Origin of the sequence: Sulfitobacter sp. F26169L, assembly GCF_026410285.1 — a bacterium.
GTDB lineage: Bacteria > Pseudomonadota > Alphaproteobacteria > Rhodobacterales > Rhodobacteraceae > Sulfitobacter.
The window spans coordinates 282,036-302,400 of record NZ_JAPMLP010000004.1 but is presented as its reverse complement, the minus strand read 5'-3'; the positions used below and the strand labels follow the sequence as shown (position 1 = coordinate 302,400).

31 protein-coding genes and 1 pseudogene are annotated in these 20,365 nt (G+C 54.0%); 3 read left to right on the top strand and 29 right to left on the bottom strand.

What is annotated here, in order from left to right:
* Positions 1–304: 304 nt before the first annotated feature.
* The 16 genes from OS189_RS10805 to OS189_RS10730 form a co-directional block, all read right to left on the bottom strand.
* Entirely contained in the window at positions 305–886 is a 582-nt protein-coding gene (locus OS189_RS10805; protein ID WP_267167318.1) for an adenylate kinase, read from the bottom strand.
* Positions 883–2,247 (bottom strand): preprotein translocase subunit SecY, encoded by a 1,365-nt coding sequence (gene secY, locus OS189_RS10800; protein ID WP_267167317.1) that lies wholly within the window; start codon positions 2,245–2,247, stop codon positions 883–885. Before secY ends, OS189_RS10805 begins: the two co-directional genes overlap by 4 nt.
* Positions 2,248–2,362: 115 nt before the next feature.
* Positions 2,363–2,845, bottom strand: a complete 483-nt coding sequence (gene rplO, locus OS189_RS10795) for a 50S ribosomal protein L15 (protein WP_267167316.1) — start codon at positions 2,843–2,845, stop codon at positions 2,363–2,365.
* Positions 2,846–2,980: 135 nt separating this feature from the next.
* Positions 2,981–3,973, bottom strand: coding sequence for an acyltransferase family protein (locus tag OS189_RS10790; protein WP_267167315.1), 993 nt, complete (start codon positions 3,971–3,973; stop codon positions 2,981–2,983).
* 212 nt (positions 3,974–4,185) lie between these two features.
* On the bottom strand, positions 4,186–4,374 hold the full coding sequence (gene rpmD, locus OS189_RS10785; protein ID WP_267167314.1) for a 50S ribosomal protein L30: 189 nt from the start codon (positions 4,372–4,374) through the stop codon (positions 4,186–4,188).
* Between the two features lie 12 nt (positions 4,375–4,386).
* Positions 4,387–4,992: a 30S ribosomal protein S5 gene (rpsE, locus tag OS189_RS10780; protein ID WP_267167313.1), complete on the bottom strand. Its 606-nt coding sequence runs from the start codon at positions 4,990–4,992 to the stop codon at positions 4,387–4,389.
* A 130-nt stretch (positions 4,993–5,122) separates the two neighbouring features.
* Positions 5,123–5,482 (bottom strand): 50S ribosomal protein L18, encoded by a 360-nt coding sequence (gene rplR / locus OS189_RS10775; RefSeq protein ID WP_267167312.1) that lies wholly within the window; start codon positions 5,480–5,482, stop codon positions 5,123–5,125.
* Between the two features lie 11 nt (positions 5,483–5,493).
* The gene (gene rplF / locus OS189_RS10770) at positions 5,494–6,027 is read right to left on the bottom strand and encodes a 50S ribosomal protein L6 (RefSeq protein ID WP_267167311.1); all 534 of its coding nucleotides are present in this window, start codon (positions 6,025–6,027) and stop codon (positions 5,494–5,496) included.
* Between the two features lie 10 nt (positions 6,028–6,037).
* Positions 6,038–6,430 (bottom strand): 30S ribosomal protein S8, encoded by a 393-nt coding sequence (gene rpsH / locus OS189_RS10765; protein ID WP_267167310.1) that lies wholly within the window; start codon positions 6,428–6,430, stop codon positions 6,038–6,040.
* Positions 6,431–6,442: 12 nt separating this feature from the next.
* Entirely contained in the window at positions 6,443–6,748 is a 306-nt protein-coding gene (gene rpsN / locus OS189_RS10760; RefSeq protein WP_267167309.1) for a 30S ribosomal protein S14, read from the bottom strand.
* 19 nt (positions 6,749–6,767) lie between these two features.
* Positions 6,768–7,331, bottom strand: a complete 564-nt coding sequence (gene rplE / locus OS189_RS10755; protein WP_267167308.1) for a 50S ribosomal protein L5 — start codon at positions 7,329–7,331, stop codon at positions 6,768–6,770.
* Complete coding sequence (gene rplX, locus OS189_RS10750; protein ID WP_267167307.1) at positions 7,331–7,636, bottom strand: 50S ribosomal protein L24; 306 nt, start codon at positions 7,634–7,636, stop codon at positions 7,331–7,333. Before rplX ends, rplE begins: the two co-directional genes overlap by 1 nt.
* Before the next feature lie 2 nt (positions 7,637–7,638).
* Positions 7,639–8,007, bottom strand: coding sequence for a 50S ribosomal protein L14 (gene rplN, locus OS189_RS10745; protein WP_013963207.1), 369 nt, complete (start codon positions 8,005–8,007; stop codon positions 7,639–7,641).
* A 113-nt stretch (positions 8,008–8,120) separates the two neighbouring features.
* Positions 8,121–8,357 (bottom strand): 30S ribosomal protein S17, encoded by a 237-nt coding sequence (gene rpsQ, locus OS189_RS10740; protein ID WP_267167306.1) that lies wholly within the window; start codon positions 8,355–8,357, stop codon positions 8,121–8,123.
* 14 nt (positions 8,358–8,371) lie between these two features.
* Complete coding sequence (gene rpmC / locus OS189_RS10735; protein WP_267167588.1) at positions 8,372–8,578, bottom strand: 50S ribosomal protein L29; 207 nt, start codon at positions 8,576–8,578, stop codon at positions 8,372–8,374.
* A 179-nt stretch (positions 8,579–8,757) separates the two neighbouring features.
* Positions 8,758–9,291, bottom strand: a complete 534-nt coding sequence (locus OS189_RS10730; protein WP_267167305.1) for a hypothetical protein — start codon at positions 9,289–9,291, stop codon at positions 8,758–8,760.
* Positions 9,292–9,407: 116 nt separating this feature from the next.
* Here OS189_RS10730 and OS189_RS10725 point away from each other — a divergent pair, with 116 nt between their 5' ends.
* Positions 9,408–10,019, top strand: coding sequence for a TIGR02466 family protein (locus OS189_RS10725; protein WP_267167304.1), 612 nt, complete (start codon positions 9,408–9,410; stop codon positions 10,017–10,019).
* A gap of 33 nt (positions 10,020–10,052) precedes the next feature.
* Here the strand turns inward: OS189_RS10725 and OS189_RS10720 are convergent, their stop codons facing one another.
* Positions 10,053–10,259 carry a hypothetical protein gene (locus OS189_RS10720; protein WP_267167303.1) on the bottom strand — a complete coding sequence of 69 codons (207 nt, stop codon included), beginning with the start codon at positions 10,257–10,259 and terminating at the stop codon, positions 10,053–10,055.
* A 120-nt stretch (positions 10,260–10,379) separates the two neighbouring features.
* Here OS189_RS10720 and OS189_RS10715 point away from each other — a divergent pair, with 120 nt between their 5' ends.
* Positions 10,380–11,279, top strand: a complete 900-nt coding sequence (locus tag OS189_RS10715; RefSeq protein ID WP_267167302.1) for a DUF3800 domain-containing protein — start codon at positions 10,380–10,382, stop codon at positions 11,277–11,279.
* 118 nt (positions 11,280–11,397) lie between these two features.
* Here OS189_RS10715 and rplP read toward each other — a convergent pair whose 3' ends face one another.
* The 11 genes from rplP to rpsJ all read right to left on the bottom strand — a co-directional run bounded on the left by rplP (position 11,398) and on the right by rpsJ (position 17,943).
* On the bottom strand, positions 11,398–11,811 hold the full coding sequence (gene rplP / locus OS189_RS10710; RefSeq protein WP_267167301.1) for a 50S ribosomal protein L16: 414 nt from the start codon (positions 11,809–11,811) through the stop codon (positions 11,398–11,400).
* An 11-nt stretch (positions 11,812–11,822) separates the two neighbouring features.
* A complete protein-coding gene (gene rpsC, locus OS189_RS10705) occupies positions 11,823–12,530 on the bottom strand; it encodes a 30S ribosomal protein S3 (RefSeq protein WP_267167300.1) in 708 nt (235 codons plus the stop codon).
* Positions 12,530–12,910 carry a 50S ribosomal protein L22 gene (gene rplV / locus OS189_RS10700; protein ID WP_259999271.1) on the bottom strand — a complete coding sequence of 127 codons (381 nt, stop codon included), beginning with the start codon at positions 12,908–12,910 and terminating at the stop codon, positions 12,530–12,532. Before rplV ends, rpsC begins: the two co-directional genes overlap by 1 nt.
* Before the next feature lie 3 nt (positions 12,911–12,913).
* Positions 12,914–13,192: a 30S ribosomal protein S19 gene (gene rpsS, locus OS189_RS10695; protein ID WP_267167299.1), complete on the bottom strand. Its 279-nt coding sequence runs from the start codon at positions 13,190–13,192 to the stop codon at positions 12,914–12,916.
* A 2-nt stretch (positions 13,193–13,194) separates the two neighbouring features.
* Positions 13,195–14,037 carry a 50S ribosomal protein L2 gene (gene rplB / locus OS189_RS10690; protein ID WP_267167298.1) on the bottom strand — a complete coding sequence of 281 codons (843 nt, stop codon included), beginning with the start codon at positions 14,035–14,037 and terminating at the stop codon, positions 13,195–13,197.
* A gap of 203 nt (positions 14,038–14,240) precedes the next feature.
* On the bottom strand, positions 14,241–15,149 hold the full coding sequence (locus OS189_RS10685) for a DUF1206 domain-containing protein (protein WP_267167297.1): 909 nt from the start codon (positions 15,147–15,149) through the stop codon (positions 14,241–14,243).
* Between the two features lie 185 nt (positions 15,150–15,334).
* Entirely contained in the window at positions 15,335–15,541 is a 207-nt protein-coding gene (locus tag OS189_RS10680; protein WP_267167296.1) for a cold-shock protein, read from the bottom strand.
* A gap of 274 nt (positions 15,542–15,815) precedes the next feature.
* Positions 15,816–16,112, bottom strand: coding sequence for a 50S ribosomal protein L23 (locus tag OS189_RS10675; RefSeq protein ID WP_025063447.1), 297 nt, complete (start codon positions 16,110–16,112; stop codon positions 15,816–15,818).
* Entirely contained in the window at positions 16,109–16,726 is a 618-nt protein-coding gene (gene rplD / locus OS189_RS10670; RefSeq protein WP_267167295.1) for a 50S ribosomal protein L4, read from the bottom strand. Before rplD ends, OS189_RS10675 begins: the two co-directional genes overlap by 4 nt.
* The gene (rplC, locus tag OS189_RS10665) at positions 16,723–17,607 is read right to left on the bottom strand and encodes a 50S ribosomal protein L3 (protein ID WP_267167294.1); all 885 of its coding nucleotides are present in this window, start codon (positions 17,605–17,607) and stop codon (positions 16,723–16,725) included. The genes rplD and rplC overlap by 4 nt, the downstream gene beginning before the upstream one ends.
* Before the next feature lie 18 nt (positions 17,608–17,625).
* Positions 17,626–17,943: a 30S ribosomal protein S10 gene (gene rpsJ / locus OS189_RS10660; protein WP_005849850.1), complete on the bottom strand. Its 318-nt coding sequence runs from the start codon at positions 17,941–17,943 to the stop codon at positions 17,626–17,628.
* 404 nt (positions 17,944–18,347) lie between these two features.
* Here rpsJ and OS189_RS10655 point away from each other — a divergent pair, with 404 nt between their 5' ends.
* Positions 18,348–19,385 (top strand): fatty acid desaturase, encoded by a 1,038-nt coding sequence (locus tag OS189_RS10655; protein ID WP_267167293.1) that lies wholly within the window; start codon positions 18,348–18,350, stop codon positions 19,383–19,385.
* A gap of 201 nt (positions 19,386–19,586) precedes the next feature.
* Here OS189_RS10655 and OS189_RS18715 read toward each other — a convergent pair.
* Positions 19,587–20,363: pseudogene (locus OS189_RS18715) on the bottom strand (elongation factor Tu); the annotation flags it as partial.
* Positions 20,364–20,365: the final 2 nt, after the last annotated feature.

Genomic DNA, 20,365 nt, shown 5'->3' with positions numbered 1-20,365 from the left:
CTTTTCGTTGCGGGTCCGTGATCCCAGACCCTTTTTTCACAACGTAAGCCCGAGGCTATGAGGCCAGCGGGCTACAGCTGATTAGGTACAATTGTAAACCGGGTGCGACCCATGTTCACAAAATGATTCTCTTTCGAGATAGCGCTAAGTATGAGTCTTGGAAGGTGCAGTCAAGGTGCCAGAGGCCCCTAGTGAAATACTATTCCCAATAAGCCCCTTCATGGCCAGCAACTATCACAGCGCGCGCGCTGGCTCATGGCTCTTCGATCTTTTCCAAGACTACCGAAAATCGGTTATTTCCGGATCAAGCGTCGAGAAGTGCCGCAATTTCAGCTGCAACATCATCTACCGCACTAAGGCCATTCACACCGCGCAAATCCCCTTTGGCGTAGTAATAACCGATCAACGGGGAGGTTTGCTTGTAGTAGGCCATCAGGCGGGTTTTGAGGCTTTCTTCGTTGTCATCCGCGCGGGCGGTTCCACCTGAGGCAACTGCTTCGGCAGCGCGCCCGATAATACGTTCGACGAGAATGTCATCGTTGACTTCCAGTTCAATCGCATAATCTAGTGTATGGCCCATCTCTTTGAGCAGTTCACCCAACGCATCAGCCTGTGGAAGTGTGCGCGGAAACCCATCGAAAATAAATCCGCCATGGTCGCCGCCAGCTTCAAGCTGCTCACGGATCAAGCCGATAACTATCTCGTCTGTAACCAGATTGCCGGCATCCATAACGGCAGCGACTTTCTTACCCATCTCGGTACCGGAGGTACGCGCAGCGCGCAGCATATCGCCTGTTGAAAGCTGAACCATGTTGCGGTCTTCAACCAGCTTTTGCGCTTGGGTGCCTTTGCCCGCACCGGGGGGGCCGAGAAGAATAATGTTCATTTGCGTGCTGGGCTCCGTTTCTTGCGGCCTTTTCCGGATTTACCGCGCAACTGCGACTTCTCCAAAAGACCTTCATACTGATGCGCTAGAAGATGGCTTTGTACCTGCTGGATGGTGTCCATCGTGACAGATACCACAATCAATACCGAAGTACCGCCAAAGTAAAACGGAATTGCGAACTGGCCGCGCAGAATTTCGGGCAGGATACAGACCGCAGCAAGGTAGCCCGAACCAAGGACAAGCACGCGGTTCACAACGTATTCCAGATATTCGGCAGTGCGCTTGCCCGGACGGATACCCGGAACGAAACCGTTCTGGTTTTTCAGGTTGTCAGCCACGTCATCCGGTTTGAACGATACGTTGAACGTGTAAAAATAGGCAAAGAACACGATCATCGCGATAAAGAACAGCAGGTACAGCGGCTGTCCGGGTCCGAAGTTCGCCAGCAGCCACGACATCACAGGGCTCGTCGAATTGCCGGAAAATGTACTGATTGTCACGGGCAACAGCAGCAGCGAACTGGCGAAGATCGCCGGAATAACACCTGCGGGGTTCACCTTGATCGGCAAGTGGCTGGAGCCGCCGTCATAGACCTTCATCCCGACCTGGCGGCGCGGATACTGAATATGGATTTTGCGCAGGGCGCGTTCCATAAACACAACAAACATAATTGTCGCGATCACCATAATCAGAACAGCCACAATCACCGCAGGGCTGATCGCACCGGAGCGGCCCGAAGCAAAGAACTGCGCGATGGCGGCGGGAACTTCGGCGATGATACCGACGAAAATGATCAGGGAAATACCGTTACCGATGCCGCGTGCGGTGATCTGCTCACCCAGCCACATCAGGAACATCGTGCCCCCCACCAGTGTAATCATACACGCGATGCGGAAATACATGCCCGGATCGGCAGCGATATCGCCTGCTTCCAGCGATACGGCAAGGCCATATGACTGCACCGTGGCGAGAGCGACAGTACCCCATCGGGTGTACTGGTTGATTTTCTTCCGCCCCTGCTCGCCTTCTTTCTTGAGCTGCTCAAGTGACGGCACCATGGACGTCAGAAGCTGCACGATAATCGACGCAGAGATGTAGGGCATAATACCCAAAGCAAAAATACCCATGCGCCCCAAGGCACCACCGGTGAACATCGAAACCATGCCGCCGATGCCCTGCCCTGCGCTTTCCATAAATTCCCGCAGGGCTGCGCCATCAATGCCCGGCACTGGGATAAACGTCCCCAGGCGGTACACGATCAGCAGTCCCAAAGTGAAAAGGATGCGGTGGCGCAGGTCGGTTGCCTTGCCAAAGGCGGACCAGCTTGAATTGGCGGCCATATTCTCGACGGCAGATACCATGTGAGGGCTCTCTTTTTGAACAAGAACGCCGCCCTTACCGTTTTCCGGCGGGCGGCGTTTGGGAAAACTTGAAGACTATGTAAGCGGCTTGAGCGCCGCTCACAAGACCGAAGCGTTATTCGGAAGCTTCTACAACCGCCGCGGCTTTGACAGTCAGGCTGCCGCCCGCTTTTTCAACAGCTTCTACAGCAGATTTGGACGCGCCTGTAACTTCGATGTTCAGCTTGGATGTCACGTCACCTTTTGCAAGGATGCGGATACCATCGCGCTTGCGACGCACGACCCCGGACGCAACCAGCGCATCTTCGGTGATGACGGATTTGATATCCAGCTTGCCTGCATCAACAAACTTCTGGATCAAACCGAGGTTGATCGCGGAATATGCTTTGCGGTTGGGTTTGCTAAAGCCACGCTTTGGCAGGCGCTGGTAGATCGGCATCTGGCCGCCCTCAAAACCCTTGATCGCTACACCCGAACGGGATTTCTGGCCTTTGATACCACGGCCACCCATTTTACCCATACCTGAGCCTGGGCCACGGCCTACGCGCTTGCGTGGTTTTGTTGCACCTGGATTGTCTGAAAGTTCATGCAGTTTCATGTCGCTTCTCCTTTTGCCGGAATTGCCCCCCAGCGACGGGAGTGGACAAACGCGGCGTTACGATTCTGTCGGGCAGCCTTCTGCCCACCGGGGGCGTATAGGCGATGGCACACTGTGAGGCAAGTCCCTGCGCACCTAGAATCCCAGCAGTTTCACCACCCGAAGCTTGCGCGCAGCAAAAAGCAAAACCAGCGGTCCAACCAGACCTACCGCCGTGGTGACAAGCAGAACGGGAACCGCGCCGTCAAACCCGCTCCGCAACATAATGATCCGCAAGACAGCAGAAAAAATCGTGTGCGTCAGGTAGATCACCATCGACGCATTCCCCAGATAACGCAGCATTCTTAGCGTAGAAACATGGCCACCACGATCAACCTGCGGCCAAACCATCCATGCAAAAATCAGAAGCAGGGCTGACGTGAGTGCTGAAGCACCGGGCGGAACGGCAGTGATAACAAGCCACAAATTGGCAAGAAACACGAAAGCAGCAAGAGACGCGACAGCTTTACCGCCCCGCAGCTGCCGGTGCCCCCCTGCTGCAATCCCGATCAGGAAATAGGGCATATGCGCAACCATAGGCCCCCAGATTAACGATGGAACAGCCAGTGAAGGAAGCACGGCAGCGAGGGCAATTCCTATGCCACCTGCCCCTAGCCGCAGCGCAGAATCAGAAAGCGGACGCAGCAGCGCCGCGTAAACCCCGATCAGGATCACCTGACAGAGAAACAATGCCCATAAAAACCACAGATGCTCATACGGGGGCAGCGGCACTAGCGGCATATCATTCATCGTAACCGGCGTATTTACTGCCGAGCCACCGATCAGCTTGAACCCGAAAAAAAACCACGTCCAGAGCGCCATTGGCCAAAGCAGCCTTGTTACCCGTCCTCTCAGCAGATCGCCTGCGTTGTATTCTCTCAAGACGTCGAGAAACAGCAGCCCAGACAGGAAGAAGAACAGCGGCATATGAAATGCGTAAATTCCGGCATCCACCGCTGCAAAAATCGGATAATCAGAAATGACACCAGCATTATAGGCCCCGCGCCATGCGTGACCGAAAACAACAAGGATAATGCCAATACCTTTAGCGCTGTCGATTGCATCAAATCGGTTTCGCGTGGAGATCATTCGTCAGGCTCTTGGTAAATTTTCGGCGCAAATCGTCGTTAAAAGAATACCCAAAGTTGCTGTATTTATTAGAGAGATTTGTTGCCATTAAGATGCAAAACCGCATTTACAAAAGGCTCTGGTCCAATTTTGCAACAAACGCAAAACGCCCCGCTGTCTCCTGCGGGGCGCTTGTTGCTTGAGATCTTAGAATAAGGGTATCTGCGGCGGGATCAGCCCTTTTCTTCGACAATTTCAACCATGTGGCTGACCGCGTTGATCATACCGCGAACGGAAGGTGTATCTTCCAACTCACGGACACGGTGCATTTTGTTCAAGCCCAAACCAACCAGCGTTGCGCGCTGCTTTGCGGGGCGGCGGATAGGCGAGCCTACCTGCTTGATGACGATTGTCTTAGCCATTGTATGCTCTCCTTACGCGTCTGTCGTTGCTTGTGCGGAGGGGCTGTTGTGGGCCACATCGCTTTGCTCGTCGATCTTTACGTCGTTGCGCAGAATGTCGGCCACTTTCTTGCCGCGACGCTGCGCGACGGAACGTGGAGACTGTTCTTTCTTCAATCCGTCCATGGTGGCGCGGATCATGTTGTAAGGGTTCTGTGAACCGATCGACTTGGACACAACGTCTTTCACGCCCAGCATTTCGAAAACGGCACGCATCGGACCACCGGCAATAATACCGGTACCTTCTGGCGCTGTACGCATGATCACGCGGCCCGCGCCATGACGGCCGGCCATATCGTGGTGCAACGTGCGGCCTTCGCGCAGTTGTACGCGGATCATCTGGCGCTTCGCCTGCTCGGTTGCCTTACGGATCGCTTCAGGCACTTCTTTGGCTTTACCTTTGCCAAACCCTACGCGGCCTTTTTGGTCACCAACCACAACAAGTGCAGCAAACCCGAAGCGCTTACCGCCCTTTACAGTTTTGGATACACGGTTGATCGCGACCAGACGGTCAGCGAATTCTGGCGCTTCATCGCGCTGGTTGCGACGGTTACCGCCACGGTTGTCATCTCTGGCCATGCTGGCCTCCTTGTCTTGTGGGCAAGCGCCCTGTTTTCACAATCGCGGTGAGCGAGTGCTCCCGGATCATCGAGAGGGTTTAAGCCTCTTCAAAAAGTATCGGCGGAGCGTCAGGCCCCGCCAATTTGACTTAGATCTTCAAACCACCTTCACGGGCTGCGTCGGCCAAAGCCTTCACCTTACCGTGAAAGAGGAAACCGCCACGGTCGAAGTACGCAGATTCAACACCGGCTTTTTTCGCGCGCTCGGCAATTGCCTCGCCCACTTTTGTAGCGGCCTCCATGTTGTTTTTGCCCACAACGCCAAGATCTTTTTCAAGCGACGAAGCGGAAGCGACTGTTACGCCGTTCACATCGTCGATCAGCTGGACGCTGATGTTCTTGTTTGAGCGGTGCACGGACAGGCGCATACGGCCCCGGTTCGTGCGACGAAGTTTGTTCCGAACGCGCAGGCGGCGTTTGATGAACAGTTGTCTTTTGCTGTTTGCCATCTTTGCGTTCCTTACTTCTTCTTGCCTTCTTTGCGGAAGACGAACTCACCTTTATAGCGGATGCCTTTGCCCTTGTAGGGCTCGGGCTTGCGCCATGCACGAATGTTCGCAGCGACCTGACCAACAAGCTGTTCGTCAATGCCTTCCACAATGATTTCGGTCTGCTTCGGCGCGGTTACAGTGACACCTTCCGGTGGCGTGTAATCGACATCGTGGGACAGGCCGAGATTCAGTTTCAATACGTTGCCAGTCATGGCAGCACGGTAACCAACACCCTGAATTTCAAGTTCTTTCTTGAAACCCTCGGTTACGCCGGTCACAAGGTTGCGGATCATTGTGCGGGACATGCCCCACTGCTGACGCGCGCGCTTGGACTTGCCGCGTGGTGTGACCGTAACCGTGTTATCTTCCACAGTCAGGTTTACATCATCGGTTGCTTTGAAGCTGCGGGTCCCTTTGGGACCTTTCACTTCGATGGTCTGGCCGCTGACCGAAGCGGAAACACCGCTGGGCAGGTCGACCGGTTTCTTACCAATACGAGACATCTGCTTCTCCTTAGAATACGGTGCAGAGCACTTCGCCGCCAACGTTGGCTGCGCGTGCGCGTGCGTCCGACATCACACCCTGCGGGGTGGAGACAATCGACACACCCAAGCCCTGACGGACAGAAGGGAGGTCTTGTGCGCCCATATAGACGCGACGACCGGGCTTTGATACCCGCTTCAGTTCACGAATTACTGGTTCGCCCTCGTAGTATTTCAGGCTGATTTCGATAGCAGGATGCCCATCGGCGCCTGTTACCTTTTCATAGCCACGAATGTAGCCTTCGTCCGCCAGCACGTCCAACACCCATGCACGCAGCTTTGAGGCTGGTGTCATAACTGTGGATTTGCCGCGCAACTGGCTGTTGCGGATGCGTGTCAGCATATCTGCGATAGGATCGGTCATCTGATGCGCTCCTTACCAGCTCGACTTGACCATGCCGGGGATCTGGCCTGCTGAGCCAAGATCCCGCAACGCGATCCGCGAGATTTTCAATTTACGATAATAGGCGTGTGGACGACCGGTCAGCTGGCAACGGTTGTGCAGACGCACAGCCGAAGAGTTGCGCGGCAGCTTCGCCAGCTTCAGGGTCGCGCGAAAACGCTCGTCCATCGGCTTTGACTCATCGTTGATGATTTCTTTCAACTCCGCACGCTTTGAGGCGTACTTCTTGACCAGTGCTTCACGCTTCTTCTCGCGTGCGATCATGGATTTCTTAGCCATATCTAATTCCTTCTCCCGCTTACGAGTTGAACGGCATGTTGAAGAGCTTCAACATGGCTTTCGCTTCGGCATCGGTTTTCGCCGTGGTGGCGATGATGATGTCCATTCCCCATGTTTCGTCGACTTTATCAAAGTCGATTTCGGGGAACACGATGTGCTCTTTCATACCCATGGCATAGTTGCCGCGGCCATCGAAAGAAGTGCCTTTGATACCGCGGAAGTCGCGGATGCGGGGCATTGCAATCGTGATCAGACGATCAAGGAATTCATACATGCGATCACCACGAAGTGTAACCTTCGCACCCAGTGGCATTTCTTCACGTACACGGAAACCCGCAATGGATTTCTTGGCGATGGTGGTCAATGCTTTCTGGCCCGCGATTGCGGTCAGGTCTTCCTGTGCGGATTTGGCTTTCTTGCTGTCACGAACAGCTTCGGCGCCACACCCGATGTTCAGGACGATCTTGTCCAGACGAGGAATCATCATGTCGTTCTTATAGCCGAACTCTTCTTTCAGGGCCGCACGGATGCGGTCCTTGTAATCGGCTTTAAGGCGGGGGGTATATGTTGCGGTATCAAGCATCAGATTACATCCCCTGTTGTTTTGGCATAGCGCACTTTCTTGTCGCCATCCATTTTGAACCCTACGCGTGTCGGCTTGCCGTTGGCATCCTTCAGCGACAGGTTGCTCAGGTCGATCGGCATCGCTTTGGGGATGCGGCCGCCCTGTGAATCCTGTGTCTGGCGTGTCGCACGGATTGCGATGTTCACGCCGTCTACGATGGCCTTGTTGGACTTGGGATCAACTGAGGCGATCTTGCCTTCCTTACCCTTGTCCTTACCGGCCATAACGATGACAGTGTCACCTTTTTTCAGCTTAGCAGCCATGGTTACAGCACCTCCGGAGCGAGTGAGATGATTTTCATGAAGTTTTTGGCGCGCAGCTCACGAACAACTGGCCCGAAGATACGGGTACCGATCGGCTCGTTGTTGTTGTTCAGGATAACAGCAGCATTGCGGTCAAAACGGATGGCTGTGCCATCGTCACGACGAACTTCTTTTGCGGTACGAACGACAACGGCCTTACGGACGTCACCTTTCTTTACACGGCCGCGTGGAATGGCTTCCTTTACCGATACGACAATAATGTCGCCAACGGATGCGTATTTACGCTTGGAACCACCCAGGACCTTGATGCACTGAACACGGCGCGCGCCGCTGTTGTCAGCAACATCCAGGTTGGTCTGCATCTGGATCATTTGATTTCTCCCGACCTTCCGGGGGGCGATGCGTGCCCTGTCCCCGGGGTTTCGATTAAGTTGTTATCCGAAATGGATAACGCACCGGACCGGATGGGCCGATGCGTAAAGGATCATGCTTCCGCAGTAATCACTTCCCAACGCTTGGTTTTGGAACGTGGTGCACATTCGATAATGCGAACAGAGTCGCCTACTTTGAATGTGTTATTCTCATCGTGAGCCCGATACTTTTTGGACTTACGAATAGTCTTTTTCAGAACCGGATGGCGAAAGCGACGCTCTACGGATACGGAAATTGTCTGGTCATTGGCGTCCGAGGTTACGGTGCCTGTCAGGATACGCTTTGGCATGGGTCAGGCTCCTCTTACGCGTCTGTTGCTGCGGCTGCAGCTTTTTGGTTCAAAACTGTTTTCACACGGGCCGCGTCACGTTTGACGCTGCGCAGACGTGCCGGATTTTCCAACTGGCCGGTGGCTTGCTGGAAACGCAGGTTGAATGCTTCTTTCTTCAGATTGACAAGCTCGTCGCGGAGCTGGTCCGGCGTCTTGTCGTGTAGTTCGCTGGCTTTCATGCCGTCTTCCTTTTCAACATCACCAGCAGGCCCCGACAGGGTGACCATGATTCTGATGGAGTTCATGATGAACTGGCCGTTTAGGCCCAAAGCCAGCGCAACGCAACCCCCTGTCCTCTGCTCGCGAAAAGAAAGGTCGGACGGAAACGCATCCTTAGAGATCATTGCGTCATGTCAGCTTAGAATGGATCCTTTGCAGGCCCGAAGGGATCGGCGCCTTGTGCTTTTATGCCATCCCAACACTCGGTCAATTTTATGAGTGCGGCTCTGGAGCCTGAAAGTGTGAAAACTGCCAGCCGGCGCAAATCGTTATTGTAAAGTGCCGCTGCGCGTCCCGCAGCCAGTTCACCTATAAACTTGCCAGTATCCTCACCTGGCTTGACGCTTACACTGATCGCAATGTCCGACGCTTTTCCCCGCATATTCCAACGGGAATAATCTACATCAATGATGAAATCGACGTAACGTTCGCTCAGTGCCCATCTACGGTCAAAAACGAATAACGTTAGTGTTCCATCCGGATAGACCGTAATTGAAAGCTTCTGATTTGCACGGTTTCCAGTTTCAGCTGAACACCACAGCGCGCCGTCCATGGTATCATGCGTCAACTCAACGCCCCATGCCTTATGTGAGAAAAGTGCGCGGGATTGATATCGGTCCGCGTATACTTGCTGAACCGATAAGAGAAAAACAAACACCGCAACTCGAAACATACCCCAGCTCCCAAGAGGGTTTTAAGAACGCCAGAGTCCTGCTACCCACATTTTGCCAACATCAAAGAAACTGATTTGAGGCTATCGTTCACTCCAAGAAACGGCAAGTATCTGATATGAAAATTCTAAAATCCCTCTTTGTGACCCGCCTCTACCATTCATCGCTTGGCGATGAAATCTCTGCATCCGAGCTGGAAGCGTCCTGCTGGTCCATCGCCCAAGATGATGAGGCAGGCCAGGCTTGGTGTGAGGAAAACGGCTATCCCGGTTATACGTCCTATGCCTCGCTTACCGACCTCGGCTGGCGTTTCCCGATATTTGCCGATGTGATCAATGCGCTGGATAACCATGTCGCCGCATTCGCCAAGGATCTAGAGCTTGATCTGGACGGGCGTGAGCTAAAACTGGAAGACATCTGGATCAACATCCTGCCCGAGGGCGGGATACACACAGGGCACATCCACCCTCACTCGGTCATTTCAGGCACCACCTATGTGGCGATGCCCGAAGGCGCGAGCGCGATCAAATTCGAAGACCCTCGCCTGCCGATGATGATGGCCAGCCCCGCAAGACGCAAAGACACGCGTGAGGAATTGCGGACGTTCCACTATGTGGCCCCTGCGGTGGGCGATGTGCTGCTCTGGGAGAGTTTCATCCGCCACGAAGTGCCGATGAACATGTCGGAAGAAGACCGGATTTCGGTGAGCTTTAACTATAGCTGGTCATAGCGGTTGAACAGGTGAGCCGGGGTTCCACCCACCCTACGGTTTCGGTCCCGTCTTGCGCGCCTCTTCCTGCTCCTTGACCAAGGCCTTCTCTTCCTTGGTCATCTTGTTGCCCCACTGGTTGTTGGACAGTCCAAGATCGGCAGGCATCGGCTTGGTTTTACCCTTCTTGATCGCGCCGCCCTTGTTGAGAAACTCGGCGATGAGATCTTCGTCGGTGGTGGGTTTGGGGACTTGTTTCATGGGGGGTGGTTCCTTGAGCTATATTTCCTCTAAGTTAACCTGATTGCTTAACAAACGAAATAGCTCACCACTTCCACTCAGGGCCTTAGAAAAGGCTATCGCAAAACCCAAGTCAAAAATATGAAAAACTCCAATTATCATTACATCTTATACATTGACGAAGCGGGTGACGATAAAACTCATGACCTCAAGCCAAAAAATCCAAACGGAAATTCAGAATGGTTGTGTCTTGGCGGCTACCTCATTCGATATGAAGCTATGGCAACACTGGATGACCGCAGAGATTGTATATACAAATCGTTTGGAGGGCAGACCGGTAGCCCACTTCATTTTAGAAAACATAAACCATGGAACCGCCTAAAGATTGCCAAGGCGCTCGGCAATCACTCCGCCCGAGCCTTTGTTGTCTGCTCATTCAAAAAAACTATGGTCGGCCATAAAAATCATCGGGCCGCGGCAGCTGGAACGGCGTCTTCAAACCGTCAATATCTCTACAACTTTGTAGCCAGACTTCTCCTTGAGCGTGTTAGTGAGTTTGTTACCAACGACGCTGAAAAGCAGGGAATACCCGATCCCAAGATTAAGATTGTTATGGCCAGCCGGAGAGGGCACCATTTCGGTCATTTCAAGGCTTATGTTCTTCAACTTATCCGGCAAGCAATGGCCAAGACAACCTTTCTTAACGCCAAAGAAATCAATCCACAGCTGTTTGCGTACAGTCTCATTGCGCGCTTTCCAGCATCATCTTTGGCCGGACTACAATTGGCTGATGCTGTTGTAAGCGCAACTTTTCAATCAATTGAGCGATCTTCCCCAAACTACCACGACAAACCCGCTAGGTTATTGCGAAAGATAATTGCGGGCAAAAGGCGTTGGCCAAACGGGCCCATTTTACGAAACAATGTAGGGCTTACCGTTTTCCCAGTAAAGAATTCTCACCGCTACTTGGATGAAGACCAGAAAGCCTTCTTTTCCGAGTTTGGCTATGATTTCAATTGGCTCAAAGAAAATGAAAGATAAAAAAGCCCCCGCCGGTTTCACAGCGGGGGCTCTCTATTTCAAGCGGGGCCGGAACGGGCATTCTTTGCAGAATACCCTGCCTCCGGCTCGACGGCACCCGCTTACGCGGGTGCGTCCGTCACCAATCTTCGCGTACAATAACGCGGGTTTTGATCGGCAGCTTCATCGCGGCGAGGCGCAGGGCTTCGCGGGCGATGTCGTCGTTGACGCCGTCGATTTCAAACATTACGCGGCCTGGTTTGACCTTGCATGCCCAGAAATCCACGGAACCTTTACCTTTACCCATACGCACTTCGACGGGCTTGGAGGTGACAGGTACGTCTGGAAAAATACGGATCCAGACACGGCCCTGACGCTTCATGTGACGCGTCATGGCACGACGTGCAGCTTCGATCTGGCGCGCTGTTACACGCTCCGGCTCAGTTGCTTTCAGACCGTAAGTACCGAAGTTCAGGTCTGACCCGCCCTTCGCAAGACCCTTGATAGAGCCTTTGAACTGCTTACGGAATTTCGTACGTTTTGGCTGTAGCATCTATCTACTCCTTAACGCCGACCGCCGGCACCGCGGGGTGCTGGACCGTCTTGCATTTCTTGTGCCTTGCGGTCACGGGCAGCAGGATCATGTTCCATGATCTCGCCTTTGAAGATCCACGTTTTGATGCCGATGATGCCATAGGCAGTCATTGCTTCAACATGTGCATAGTCGATGTCCGCACGCAGTGTGTGCAGTGGCACGCGACCTTCACGATACCATTCCGTACGCGCGATCTCGGCACCGCCAAGACGACCCGCAAGGTTCACGCGGATACCAAGGGCACCCATACGCATGGCATTCTGTACCGCACGTTTCATGGCGCGACGGAACGAAACCCGACGCTCAAGCTGCTGTGCAATGCTTTCACCAACAAGAGCCGCGTCCAGTTCCGGCTTGCGCACTTCAACGATGTTGAGGTGCAGTTCGCTTTCGGTGAACCGTGACAGCTTCTTGCGCAGACCTTCGATGTCTGCACCTTTCTTGCCGATGATCACACCAGGGCGTGCTGTGTGGATCGTAACGCGGCACTTCTTGTGCGGGCGCTCGATGATCACACGGGAAATACCCGCCTGATGGCACTCTTTCTTGATGAAATCGCGGATTGCGAGGTCTTCCAGAAGAAGGTTCCCGAAATCTTTCGTGTCGGCATACCAGCGGCTATCCCACGTACGGTTAACCTGAAGGCGCATGCCGATTGGATTGACTTTATTACCCATTATGCTTGCTCCTCAACCTGACGCACGACGATGGTGATTTCCGCAAACGGCTTCATGATCTTGCCGAAACGGCCACGCGCACGTGGACGACCACGCTTGAGTGTCATGTTCTTGCCGACATAGGCTTCCGCGACAATCAGTTCGTCCACATCGAGGTTGTGGTTGTTCTCGCCGTTGGCAATCGCGGACTGAAGGCATTTCTTCACATCAATTGCGATACGCTTCTTGGAGAAAGTGAGGTCCGTAAGGGCCTTGTCCACTTTCTTGCCACGGATCATCGCAGCAACGAGGTTGAGTTTCTGCGGCGACGTTTTCAGCATGCGCAGTTTTGCGCGGGCTTCATTGTCTGCCACGCGGCGGGGATTTTTATCCTTGCTCATGGCTTATTTCCGCTTCGCTTTTTTATCAGCTGCGTGACCATAATAGGTGCGCGTTGGTGAATACTCACCAAACTTCTGACCGATCATGTCTTCAGTGATGTTTACAGGAATATGCTTGTGACCGTTATAGACGCCGAACGTCAGGCCAACAAACTGCGGCAGGATCGTAGAACGACGCGACCAGATCTTGATCACTTCGTTACGACCGCCCTCGCGGGAGGCTTCGGCCTTTTTGAGGACATAAGAGTCAACAAAAGGACCTTTCCATACTGAACGAGACATTCTTAGCGTCCCTTCTTCTTGGCGTGGCGCGATCTGATGATCAGAGCACTTGACGCTTTTTTCTTGTTACGAGTCTTGGCACCTTTTGTCGGTTTGCCCCATGGGGTAACCGGGTGACGACCACCGGATGTACGACCTTCACCACCACCGTGCGGGTGGTCGATCGGGTTCATGACAACACCACGAACACTCGGGCGGACGCCCTTGTGACGCATACGACCAGCCTTACCGTAGTTCTGGTTGCTGTTGTCGGGGTTGGACACGGCACCAACGGTGGCCATGCATTCCTGACGTACGAGGCGAAGCTCGCCACTGCTCAGACGGATCTGGGCGTAGCCACCATCACGGCCCACGAACTGGGCGTAGGTGCCTGCAGCGCGGGCGATCTGACCGCCTTTACCTGGCTTCATTTCGATGTTGTGGATGATCGTACCGATGGGCATGCCGGAAAATGGCATCGCGTTACCGGGCTTGATGTCTGCCTTGGCAGACGCAATCACCTGATCGCCAATGGCGATACGCTGAGGAGCAAGGATATATGCCTGCTCACCGTCTTCGTATTTTACCAGTGCGATAAACGCAGTCCGGTTCGGGTCATATTCAATACGCATGATCGTCGCGACGACGTCCAGTTTGTTACGCTTGAAATCGACGATGCGGTAGAGGCGTTTTGCACCACCACCCTTGCGACGCATTGTGATCCGTCCGGTGTTGTTCCGTCCGCCGTGCTTGCTAAGTCCCTCAGTGAGGGCCTTGACAGGGCGACCTTTCCAAAGCTCCGAACGGTCGATCAGTACCAGCCCACGCTGGCCTGGCGTCGTCGGTTTGTACGACTTGAGTGCCATGTTCTCTGTCTTCCGTTTGCTTGTATGCGGCCCCGTAGGTCCGCTGTGGTTAGAGGGCCCCGAAGGTCCCAGTAGAGATGTCCAAGAGCAACCGAAGTTTGTCGCTCGCGAACAACAACGAAGCCCCAGACGAATCTGGGGCTGTGTCGTTGATGTCTGTTAGGGGGGATGGGCAGTGGGGTCAAGCGGACAAACCGCGAATGCTACCCGCGCAGTGCATCTTTGCCCTTTTTCCTGAGCCGTGCTGTCAAGTTCTGTACCGAACCGTCTGTCGCCTTTGGCACGATTCTGTAGGCTGCGTTTACAAAGCAAAGCAGGGAGAAACAAAGCAGACCCAGACACAGCGCAATTACTAGAAACCAGCCATAGCTTTGTTCGCGCAGCCAATCGAATGCAGACCCCAGCCCCCCCGCCTGTGCTGGGTCCAGCGTCAGTGCAGCGTAGAGGATCAGTCCGCCGATAATTGCCACACTGACGCCTTGAGCAACCAAGCCTGCCCGCAATAGCGGGTTCCAATGGAGCGTAAAGTGATTAGCCTGAATATCGTCGCGGTAGCTTTGGGATGCAGCTTTGTAAATATAATACACTCCCGCTGCTATGGTTACCGCACCAGCCATTGCGACCGCCAATTGGCCTGCTGTAGTTTGCATTATCTGTGAAAGCATACTCTGTTTGCTGCTGCCACTGTTTGAAGAAAATCCCAGTGAGGTAATCGCGAGAACACCGATCGCCCCATGCAGCAAACCGGTCACGGCAATGGCAATTCGAGCAACGACACCTTTGGCAGAAGCGCCATGTGCCTCAAGATCCCAAATGGCATCGATACAGCGCCAGATCGCATATGCAAACATACCTGCCGCAATCAATGTTACAATAAGAGCCCCTACGCTACCACTCATTGAGCGCATAGCGGCACCAGTGCCCTCAGCCTCTCCGCCCTGCCAAAGTGACCATAGGGACAAGCCTGCCACCACAAGATAAACCAGACCACGCCCCGCGTACCCCGCGCGCATGATTGGTAGTGTCCACGCAAAGGAATCCGGATCAACTTTGGAAAGGATCTTGGCACGAGTAGAATTTGGATCAATCGATAGAGCATCGGAAATTGACATGATAAACCTTCCGGAGCCACGAGATGCGCGACGAACTGCCACGTGCAAATTAAACCCGCGCCTGGGGTATTGGTTCCCCAAGTCATTTTTCTCTGGCAATCTTACCAAGAACGAAGAAGGGCGCGGCCACTATGACCACGCCCTTCAAATTCTTTAAAGCCTCGGCCCCTTACGGAGCCGCCAGCTTATGCCAATGCGATGTTTGTCGCAGATTCGCGGCCGTCGCGGCCGGCTTCGATGTCGAAAGTAACTTTCTGATCATCGGACAGACCTGTGAGGCCTGCTTGCTCAACGGCTGAGATGTGTACAAATACATCTTTGCTGCCGCCATCGGGAGCGATAAAGCCGAAGCCTTTAGTTGTGTTGAACCATTTTACTGTACCAGTGGCCATTAGTGTATTCCTTGTAAAGCTGCCCGCAGGATGCGGCAGGTCGGCTAAGTCAGTTCAAAGATCGTATGACTGAGCCGTAAGGAGCAGTAATTCCGATAGATATAGTAACGTCGCAGGCCCCATGTGCGCCTTTGCCAGCCTAAAGGCAAGCAGATTAAATGGTTTTGGATATATAGGCAGGATTACGCCTCCCCTGCTCTGAAACACCCAGCCCAAAACGCAAAAGGCCCCCGCAAAACGCGAGGGCCTTCCGGCATTCAAATCACAGATCGGCTTACAGACCTGTTGACACGTCGATGGTGTTGCCTTCTTCGAGCGTCACATAGGCTTTTTTCACGTCACGACGTGTACCCAGCTGCCCGCGGAAGCGCTTTACCTTGCCTTTGGTGATGGACGTGTTCACGGCCTTCACCTTGACACCAAAGAGAGCTTCGACAGCTTCTTTGATCATTGGCTTGTTTGCAGCGATAGCCACTTCGAAAACAACGGCGTTGGCTTCAGAAGCCATTGTTGCTTTTTCCGTGATCAGCGGCTTGCGGATGATGTCGTAGTGTTCTGGCTTCGCGCTCATTTCAAACGGGCCTCCAGTGCTTCGATGCCTGATTTCGTAATAACAAGTGTATCACGCTTCAGGATATCATATACGTTTGCGCCCATTGTCGGCAGGATATCCAGACCTTCAATGTTGCGCGCGGCTTGCAGGAAGTTCTCATTCACGGTTGCACCGTCAATGATCAACGCGCGCTTCCAACCAAGGGATTTCACCTGCTTGGCCAATGCGGCTGTCTTACCGTCTGATGCTGCATCGTCGATAATCACCAACGCGCCGGCTTTCGCCTTTGCAGAGAGTGCGTGACGCAGACCCAGCTTGCGGAACTTCTTGGTCAGTTCGTGGCCGTGGCTACGGGGTGTTGGACCCTTGTAGATACCGCCCCCGCGAAAGATCGGTGCCGAACGTGCGCCGTGGCGTGCGCCGCCGGTGCCCTTCTGGCGATAGATCTTTTTGGTGGAGTAGCTTACTTCGCGGCGTGTCTTGACCTTGTGCGTGCCCTGCTGTGCGTTGTTACGCTGCCAGCGGACAACACGGTGCAGGATATCGGCACGTGGCTCAAGACCGAACAGGGCCTCGTCCAGATCGATCGATCCGGCTTTGCCGCCGTCAAGTTTGATGACATCTAGTTTCATGCGTCACCTTCTTTCTTATCGGCGTCAAGCGTTTCGCTTTGATCGCCAGCTTCTGCTTTATCCGATTCGATATCAGCTTCTGCGGATTTCAAAGCTTCGGCTTCTGCGGCGGCCTGCTCTTCTGCAAGGCGTGCTGCTTCTGCTTCGGCTTCTGCGGCTGCTGCTGCGGCTGCTTCTTCGGCTGCTTTTGCAGCTTCACGGGCAGCGGATGCCAAGGCACCGGGAACAATCGCGTTCTCGGGGAACGGCTTTTTCACCGCGTCCTTGACAGTGACCCAACCACCTTTGGAGCCGGGAACTGCGCCTTTGACCATGATCAAACCGCGCTCGCTGTCGGTTTTGACAACTTCTAGGTTCTGGGTCGTCACGCGGGCAGCGCCCATGTGACCGGCCATTTTCTTACCTTTGAAAACTTTGCCGGGATCCTGACACTGACCGGTGGAACCGTGCGAACGGTGCGAAATCGAAACACCGTGTGTCGCACGCAGACCGCCAAAGTTGTGACGCTTCATCGCACCGGCAAAACCTTTACCGATTGATGTACCTGCTACGTCAACGTACTGGCCTGCGAAATAGTGATCGGCAATGATCTCTTCGCCAATATCCAGCATTGCATCCGCATCAACGCGGAATTCTGCAACCTTGCGCTTTGGTTCAACCTTTGCTGCTGCGAAGTGGCCGCGCATCGCCTGCGAAGTCCGCTTGGCTTTGGCTGTACCTGCACCGAGCTGGACAGCAACGTAGCCGTCTTTTTCGATTGTGCGCTGTGCAACAACCTGAAGGTTATCGAGCTGAAGAACAGTAACAGGAATCTGACGACCGTCTTCCATGAACAGACGGGTCATGCCCATCTTTTTTGCAATAACGCCTGAGCGCAACATAATATTACCCTCCTACGCTTATGACTGCAGCTTGATCTCGACGTCCACACCAGCGGCGAGGTCGAGCTTCATCAGCGCGTCAACGGTCTGGGGGGTCGGATCAACGATATCCAGCAGACGCTTGTGCGTGCGGATTTCGAACTGGTCACGTGATTTTTTGTCTACGTGGGGACCACGAAGAACGGTGAATTTTTCAATTTTGTTCGGCAGCGGGATGGGGCCGCGAACAGAAGCGCCTGTGCGCTTTGCGGTATTAACGATTTCCTGTGTGGAAGCATCGAGAACACGGTAGTCAAACGCCTTGAGGCGAATACGGATGTTCTGGCTCTGAGCCATGTGCATATCCCTTACATTGGGATTGAGATCGGATTGGAGAGGGAACGCTCATCGCTCCGCCTCTTCGCGTCTTTGAAAATACACGCGACATGCATCTGAATGCGCGTCGGTGATTTGTGGGGCTATAGGGGGAATCACCCAACGTGGCAAGGGGGTTTCAGGGAGGAATGTGGGAGCCCCCCCAAATAGTCGACCTCAAGCCATTTCAACCAGATTTTCCAATGCAAATTCGCATGGGCTCGGCATGATGCCCCTCATAACGTGGGCACCCCCATGAGTTGTGAAACATAAATGTCCGACTTTGAATATGTTTACACCTTCTTAACGGTATTGCCCACATTACAAGTTGTTTAGCGGCCGGTTTGGTCTATCAAGACTGCCAACAGAGAATAAGAAGCAGGCATATGAATAAGCATACCGGACCCATCAGCCAACCAACCGACCAGACCCGCGCGCGCGATTGGGTTAAGGTTCTCGCAAGTTACCGGGAACCAAGCACTTGGCGCAGCTTTTACGAGCTCGCCGTGACCCTAGGACCGTTTATTGCCCTGTGGGCGTTGGCGTGGTGGTCGCTGTCTGTCAGCGCCTGGCTAACGTTGGCAATTTCAATATGTAATGCAGCATTTTTGCTGCGACTGTTCGCAATCCAACATGATTGCGGTCATGCATCATTCTTCAAAGACCGGACGCTAAGCGATTGGGTCGGGCGCGCGATCGGGGTTCTTACGCTTACCCCTTACGATGTCTGGCGGCGAACCCACTCCATTCACCACAGTGCTTCAGGCAATCTCGGCCGACGCGGTATGGGCGACATCAGCACACTGACGGTGGCCGAATACAAAGCCCTAAGCCCACTTAAACGCTTCGGATACAGACTTTACCGCCATCCCGTTGTGCTGTTCGGCCTTGGGCCAGGATATCTGTTCTTTCTTCAGAACCGATTGCCTTTGGGGTTGATGGAAAAAGCGCGGTATTGGGTCAGCGCGATGTGTACCAACGCCGCAATCATCGTCGTACTTCTGGTGATCTGGTATTTTGGGGGTATCATGCCGATCCTGCTTATTTTCGTTCCCTCAACATTGCTCGCCGCGACCGCTGGCGTTTGGCTTTTCTATGTCCAGCACCAGTTTGAAACGACCCATTGGGAAACGAACGAAAACTGGGATCTGCATGATGCGGCGTTGCAAGGCAGTTCTTACTACGTCCTTCCAGCGGTGCTTCAGTGGCTTAGCGCAAATATCGGCATTCATCACATACACCATCTCTACAGTCGCATACCCTTCTATCGCCTGCCCGAAGTGTTACGCGACCATGGCGGATTGGCTGATATCAACCGCATGACAATTCGTGAGAGCTTTGCAAATGCGCGCCTGCACTTGTGGGACGAAGACAGTAAACGGTTGCTGTCATTCTCGGATGCCAAACGGGTTCCCGCAGCCTGAACGGGTATAGACACCTGAAGACTTAACGCTGTAGAGCCGCACCCTTTTACGGGCGCGGCTCTTTTCATTTGATTGCATGAGCGATTGTTTGGATCTGTCGCTTAGAAGCCGTCCCTACCCGAGAAAGAAAAAGGCCGCCTCCCTGGGGAAGCGGCCTTTGTTGATTCGGATCAGGCAGGGCTTGCGCCCTGCCGGACCTGATTACTCGGTGATCTTGGACACAACGCCCGCGCCAACCGTGCGGCCGCCTTCGCGGATCGCAAAGCGCAGACCCTGCTCCATCGCAATCGGTGCGATCAGTTCAACGTCGAACTTCAGGTTGTCACCTGGCATAACCATCTCCGTGCCCTCGGGCAGGTTAACGGTGCCGGTCACGTCCGTGGTACGGAAGTAGAACTGTGGACGGTAGTTCGCGAAGAATGGCGTGTGACGGCCACCTTCCTCTTTCGTGAGGATATACGCTTCGGCTTCGAACTTGGTGTGCGGCATCACGGACTTGGGCGCGCAAAGAACCTGACCGCGCTCAACGCCGTCACGGTCGATACCACGCAGCAGTGCGCCGATGTTGTCGCCTGCCTCACCACGGTCCAGCAGCTTGCGGAACATTTCAACGCCTGTGCAGGTCGTTGTTTTGGTGTCGCGGATACCAACGATTTCGATGCTGTCACCAACGTTGATCACGCCACGCTCGACACGGCCGGTCACAACTGTACCACGACCGGAAATCGAGAACACGTCCTCGACCGGCATCAGGAAAGGCTGGTCAACAGCACGTGCAGGTGTCGGGATGTACTCGTCAACAGCCGCCATCAATTTCTTGATCGCTTCTTCGCCGATTTCAGGATCGGTGCCGTTCATCGCTGCCAGCGCGGAGCCCTGAATGATCGGAATATCGTCGCCAGGGTATTCGTAGCTGGACAGCAGCTCGCGGATTTCCATTTCAACCAGTTCGAGCAGTTCTGCATCGTCAACCTGGTCTA

Coding starts and splice junctions, on each gene's coding strand:
- OS189_RS10725 (WP_267167304.1), top strand. CDS start 9,408: ATGAAAATTCTAAAATCCCTCTTTGTGACCCGCCTCTACCATTCATCG.
- rplR (WP_267167312.1), bottom strand. CDS start 5,482: ATGGCAAACAGCAAAAGACAACTGTTCATCAAACGCCGCCTGCGCGTT.
- rpsJ (WP_005849850.1), bottom strand. CDS start 17,943: ATGGCTCAGAGCCAGAACATCCGTATTCGCCTCAAGGCGTTTGACTAC.
- OS189_RS10680 (WP_267167296.1), bottom strand. CDS start 15,541: ATGGCCACTGGTACAGTAAAATGGTTCAACACAACTAAAGGCTTCGGC.
- rpsH (WP_267167310.1), bottom strand. CDS start 6,430: ATGACCGATCCTATCGCAGATATGCTGACACGCATCCGCAACAGCCAG.
- secY (WP_267167317.1), bottom strand. CDS start 2,247: ATGGTATCTGCCGTCGAGAATATGGCCGCCAATTCAAGCTGGTCCGCC.
- rplE (WP_267167308.1), bottom strand. CDS start 7,331: ATGCTTGATACCGCAACATATACCCCCCGCCTTAAAGCCGATTACAAG.
- rpsE (WP_267167313.1), bottom strand. CDS start 4,992: ATGGCCAGAGATGACAACCGTGGCGGTAACCGTCGCAACCAGCGCGAT.
- rplD (WP_267167295.1), bottom strand. CDS start 16,726: ATGAAACTAGATGTCATCAAACTTGACGGCGGCAAAGCCGGATCGATC.
- OS189_RS10805 (WP_267167318.1), bottom strand. CDS start 886: ATGAACATTATTCTTCTCGGCCCCCCCGGTGCGGGCAAAGGCACCCAA.
- rplP (WP_267167301.1), bottom strand. CDS start 11,811: ATGCTACAGCCAAAACGTACGAAATTCCGTAAGCAGTTCAAAGGCTCT.
- rpsQ (WP_267167306.1), bottom strand. CDS start 8,357: ATGCCAAAGCGTATCCTGACAGGCACCGTAACCTCGGACGCCAATGAC.
- rplN (WP_013963207.1), bottom strand. CDS start 8,007: ATGATCCAGATGCAGACCAACCTGGATGTTGCTGACAACAGCGGCGCG.
- rpmD (WP_267167314.1), bottom strand. CDS start 4,374: ATGGCTAAGACAATCGTCATCAAGCAGGTAGGCTCGCCTATCCGCCGC.
- rpsN (WP_267167309.1), bottom strand. CDS start 6,748: ATGGCTAAGAAATCCATGATCGCACGCGAGAAGAAGCGTGAAGCACTG.
- OS189_RS10675 (WP_025063447.1), bottom strand. CDS start 16,112: ATGAGCGCGAAGCCAGAACACTACGACATCATCCGCAAGCCGCTGATC.
- rplC (WP_267167294.1), bottom strand. CDS start 17,607: ATGTTGCGCTCAGGCGTTATTGCAAAAAAGATGGGCATGACCCGTCTG.
- rplB (WP_267167298.1), bottom strand. CDS start 14,037: ATGGCACTCAAGTCGTACAAACCGACGACGCCAGGCCAGCGTGGGCTG.
- rpsC (WP_267167300.1), bottom strand. CDS start 12,530: ATGGGTAATAAAGTCAATCCAATCGGCATGCGCCTTCAGGTTAACCGT.
- rpsS (WP_267167299.1), bottom strand. CDS start 13,192: ATGTCTCGTTCAGTATGGAAAGGTCCTTTTGTTGACTCTTATGTCCTC.
- rplV (WP_259999271.1), bottom strand. CDS start 12,910: ATGAGCAAGGATAAAAATCCCCGCCGCGTGGCAGACAATGAAGCCCGC.
- OS189_RS10685 (WP_267167297.1), bottom strand. CDS start 15,149: ATGTCAATTTCCGATGCTCTATCGATTGATCCAAATTCTACTCGTGCC.
- OS189_RS10720 (WP_267167303.1), bottom strand. CDS start 10,259: ATGAAACAAGTCCCCAAACCCACCACCGACGAAGATCTCATCGCCGAG.
- rplX (WP_267167307.1), bottom strand. CDS start 7,636: ATGGCTGCTAAGCTGAAAAAAGGTGACACTGTCATCGTTATGGCCGGT.
- rpmC (WP_267167588.1), bottom strand. CDS start 8,578: ATGAAAGCCAGCGAACTACACGACAAGACGCCGGACCAGCTCCGCGAC.
- rplO (WP_267167316.1), bottom strand. CDS start 2,845: ATGAAACTGCATGAACTTTCAGACAATCCAGGTGCAACAAAACCACGC.
- OS189_RS10715 (WP_267167302.1), top strand. CDS start 10,380: ATGAAAAACTCCAATTATCATTACATCTTATACATTGACGAAGCGGGT.
- OS189_RS10730 (WP_267167305.1), bottom strand. CDS start 9,291: ATGTTTCGAGTTGCGGTGTTTGTTTTTCTCTTATCGGTTCAGCAAGTA.
- rplF (WP_267167311.1), bottom strand. CDS start 6,027: ATGTCTCGTATTGGTAAGAAACCGGTCGACCTGCCCAGCGGTGTTTCC.
- OS189_RS10655 (WP_267167293.1), top strand. CDS start 18,348: ATGAATAAGCATACCGGACCCATCAGCCAACCAACCGACCAGACCCGC.
- OS189_RS10790 (WP_267167315.1), bottom strand. CDS start 3,973: ATGATCTCCACGCGAAACCGATTTGATGCAATCGACAGCGCTAAAGGT.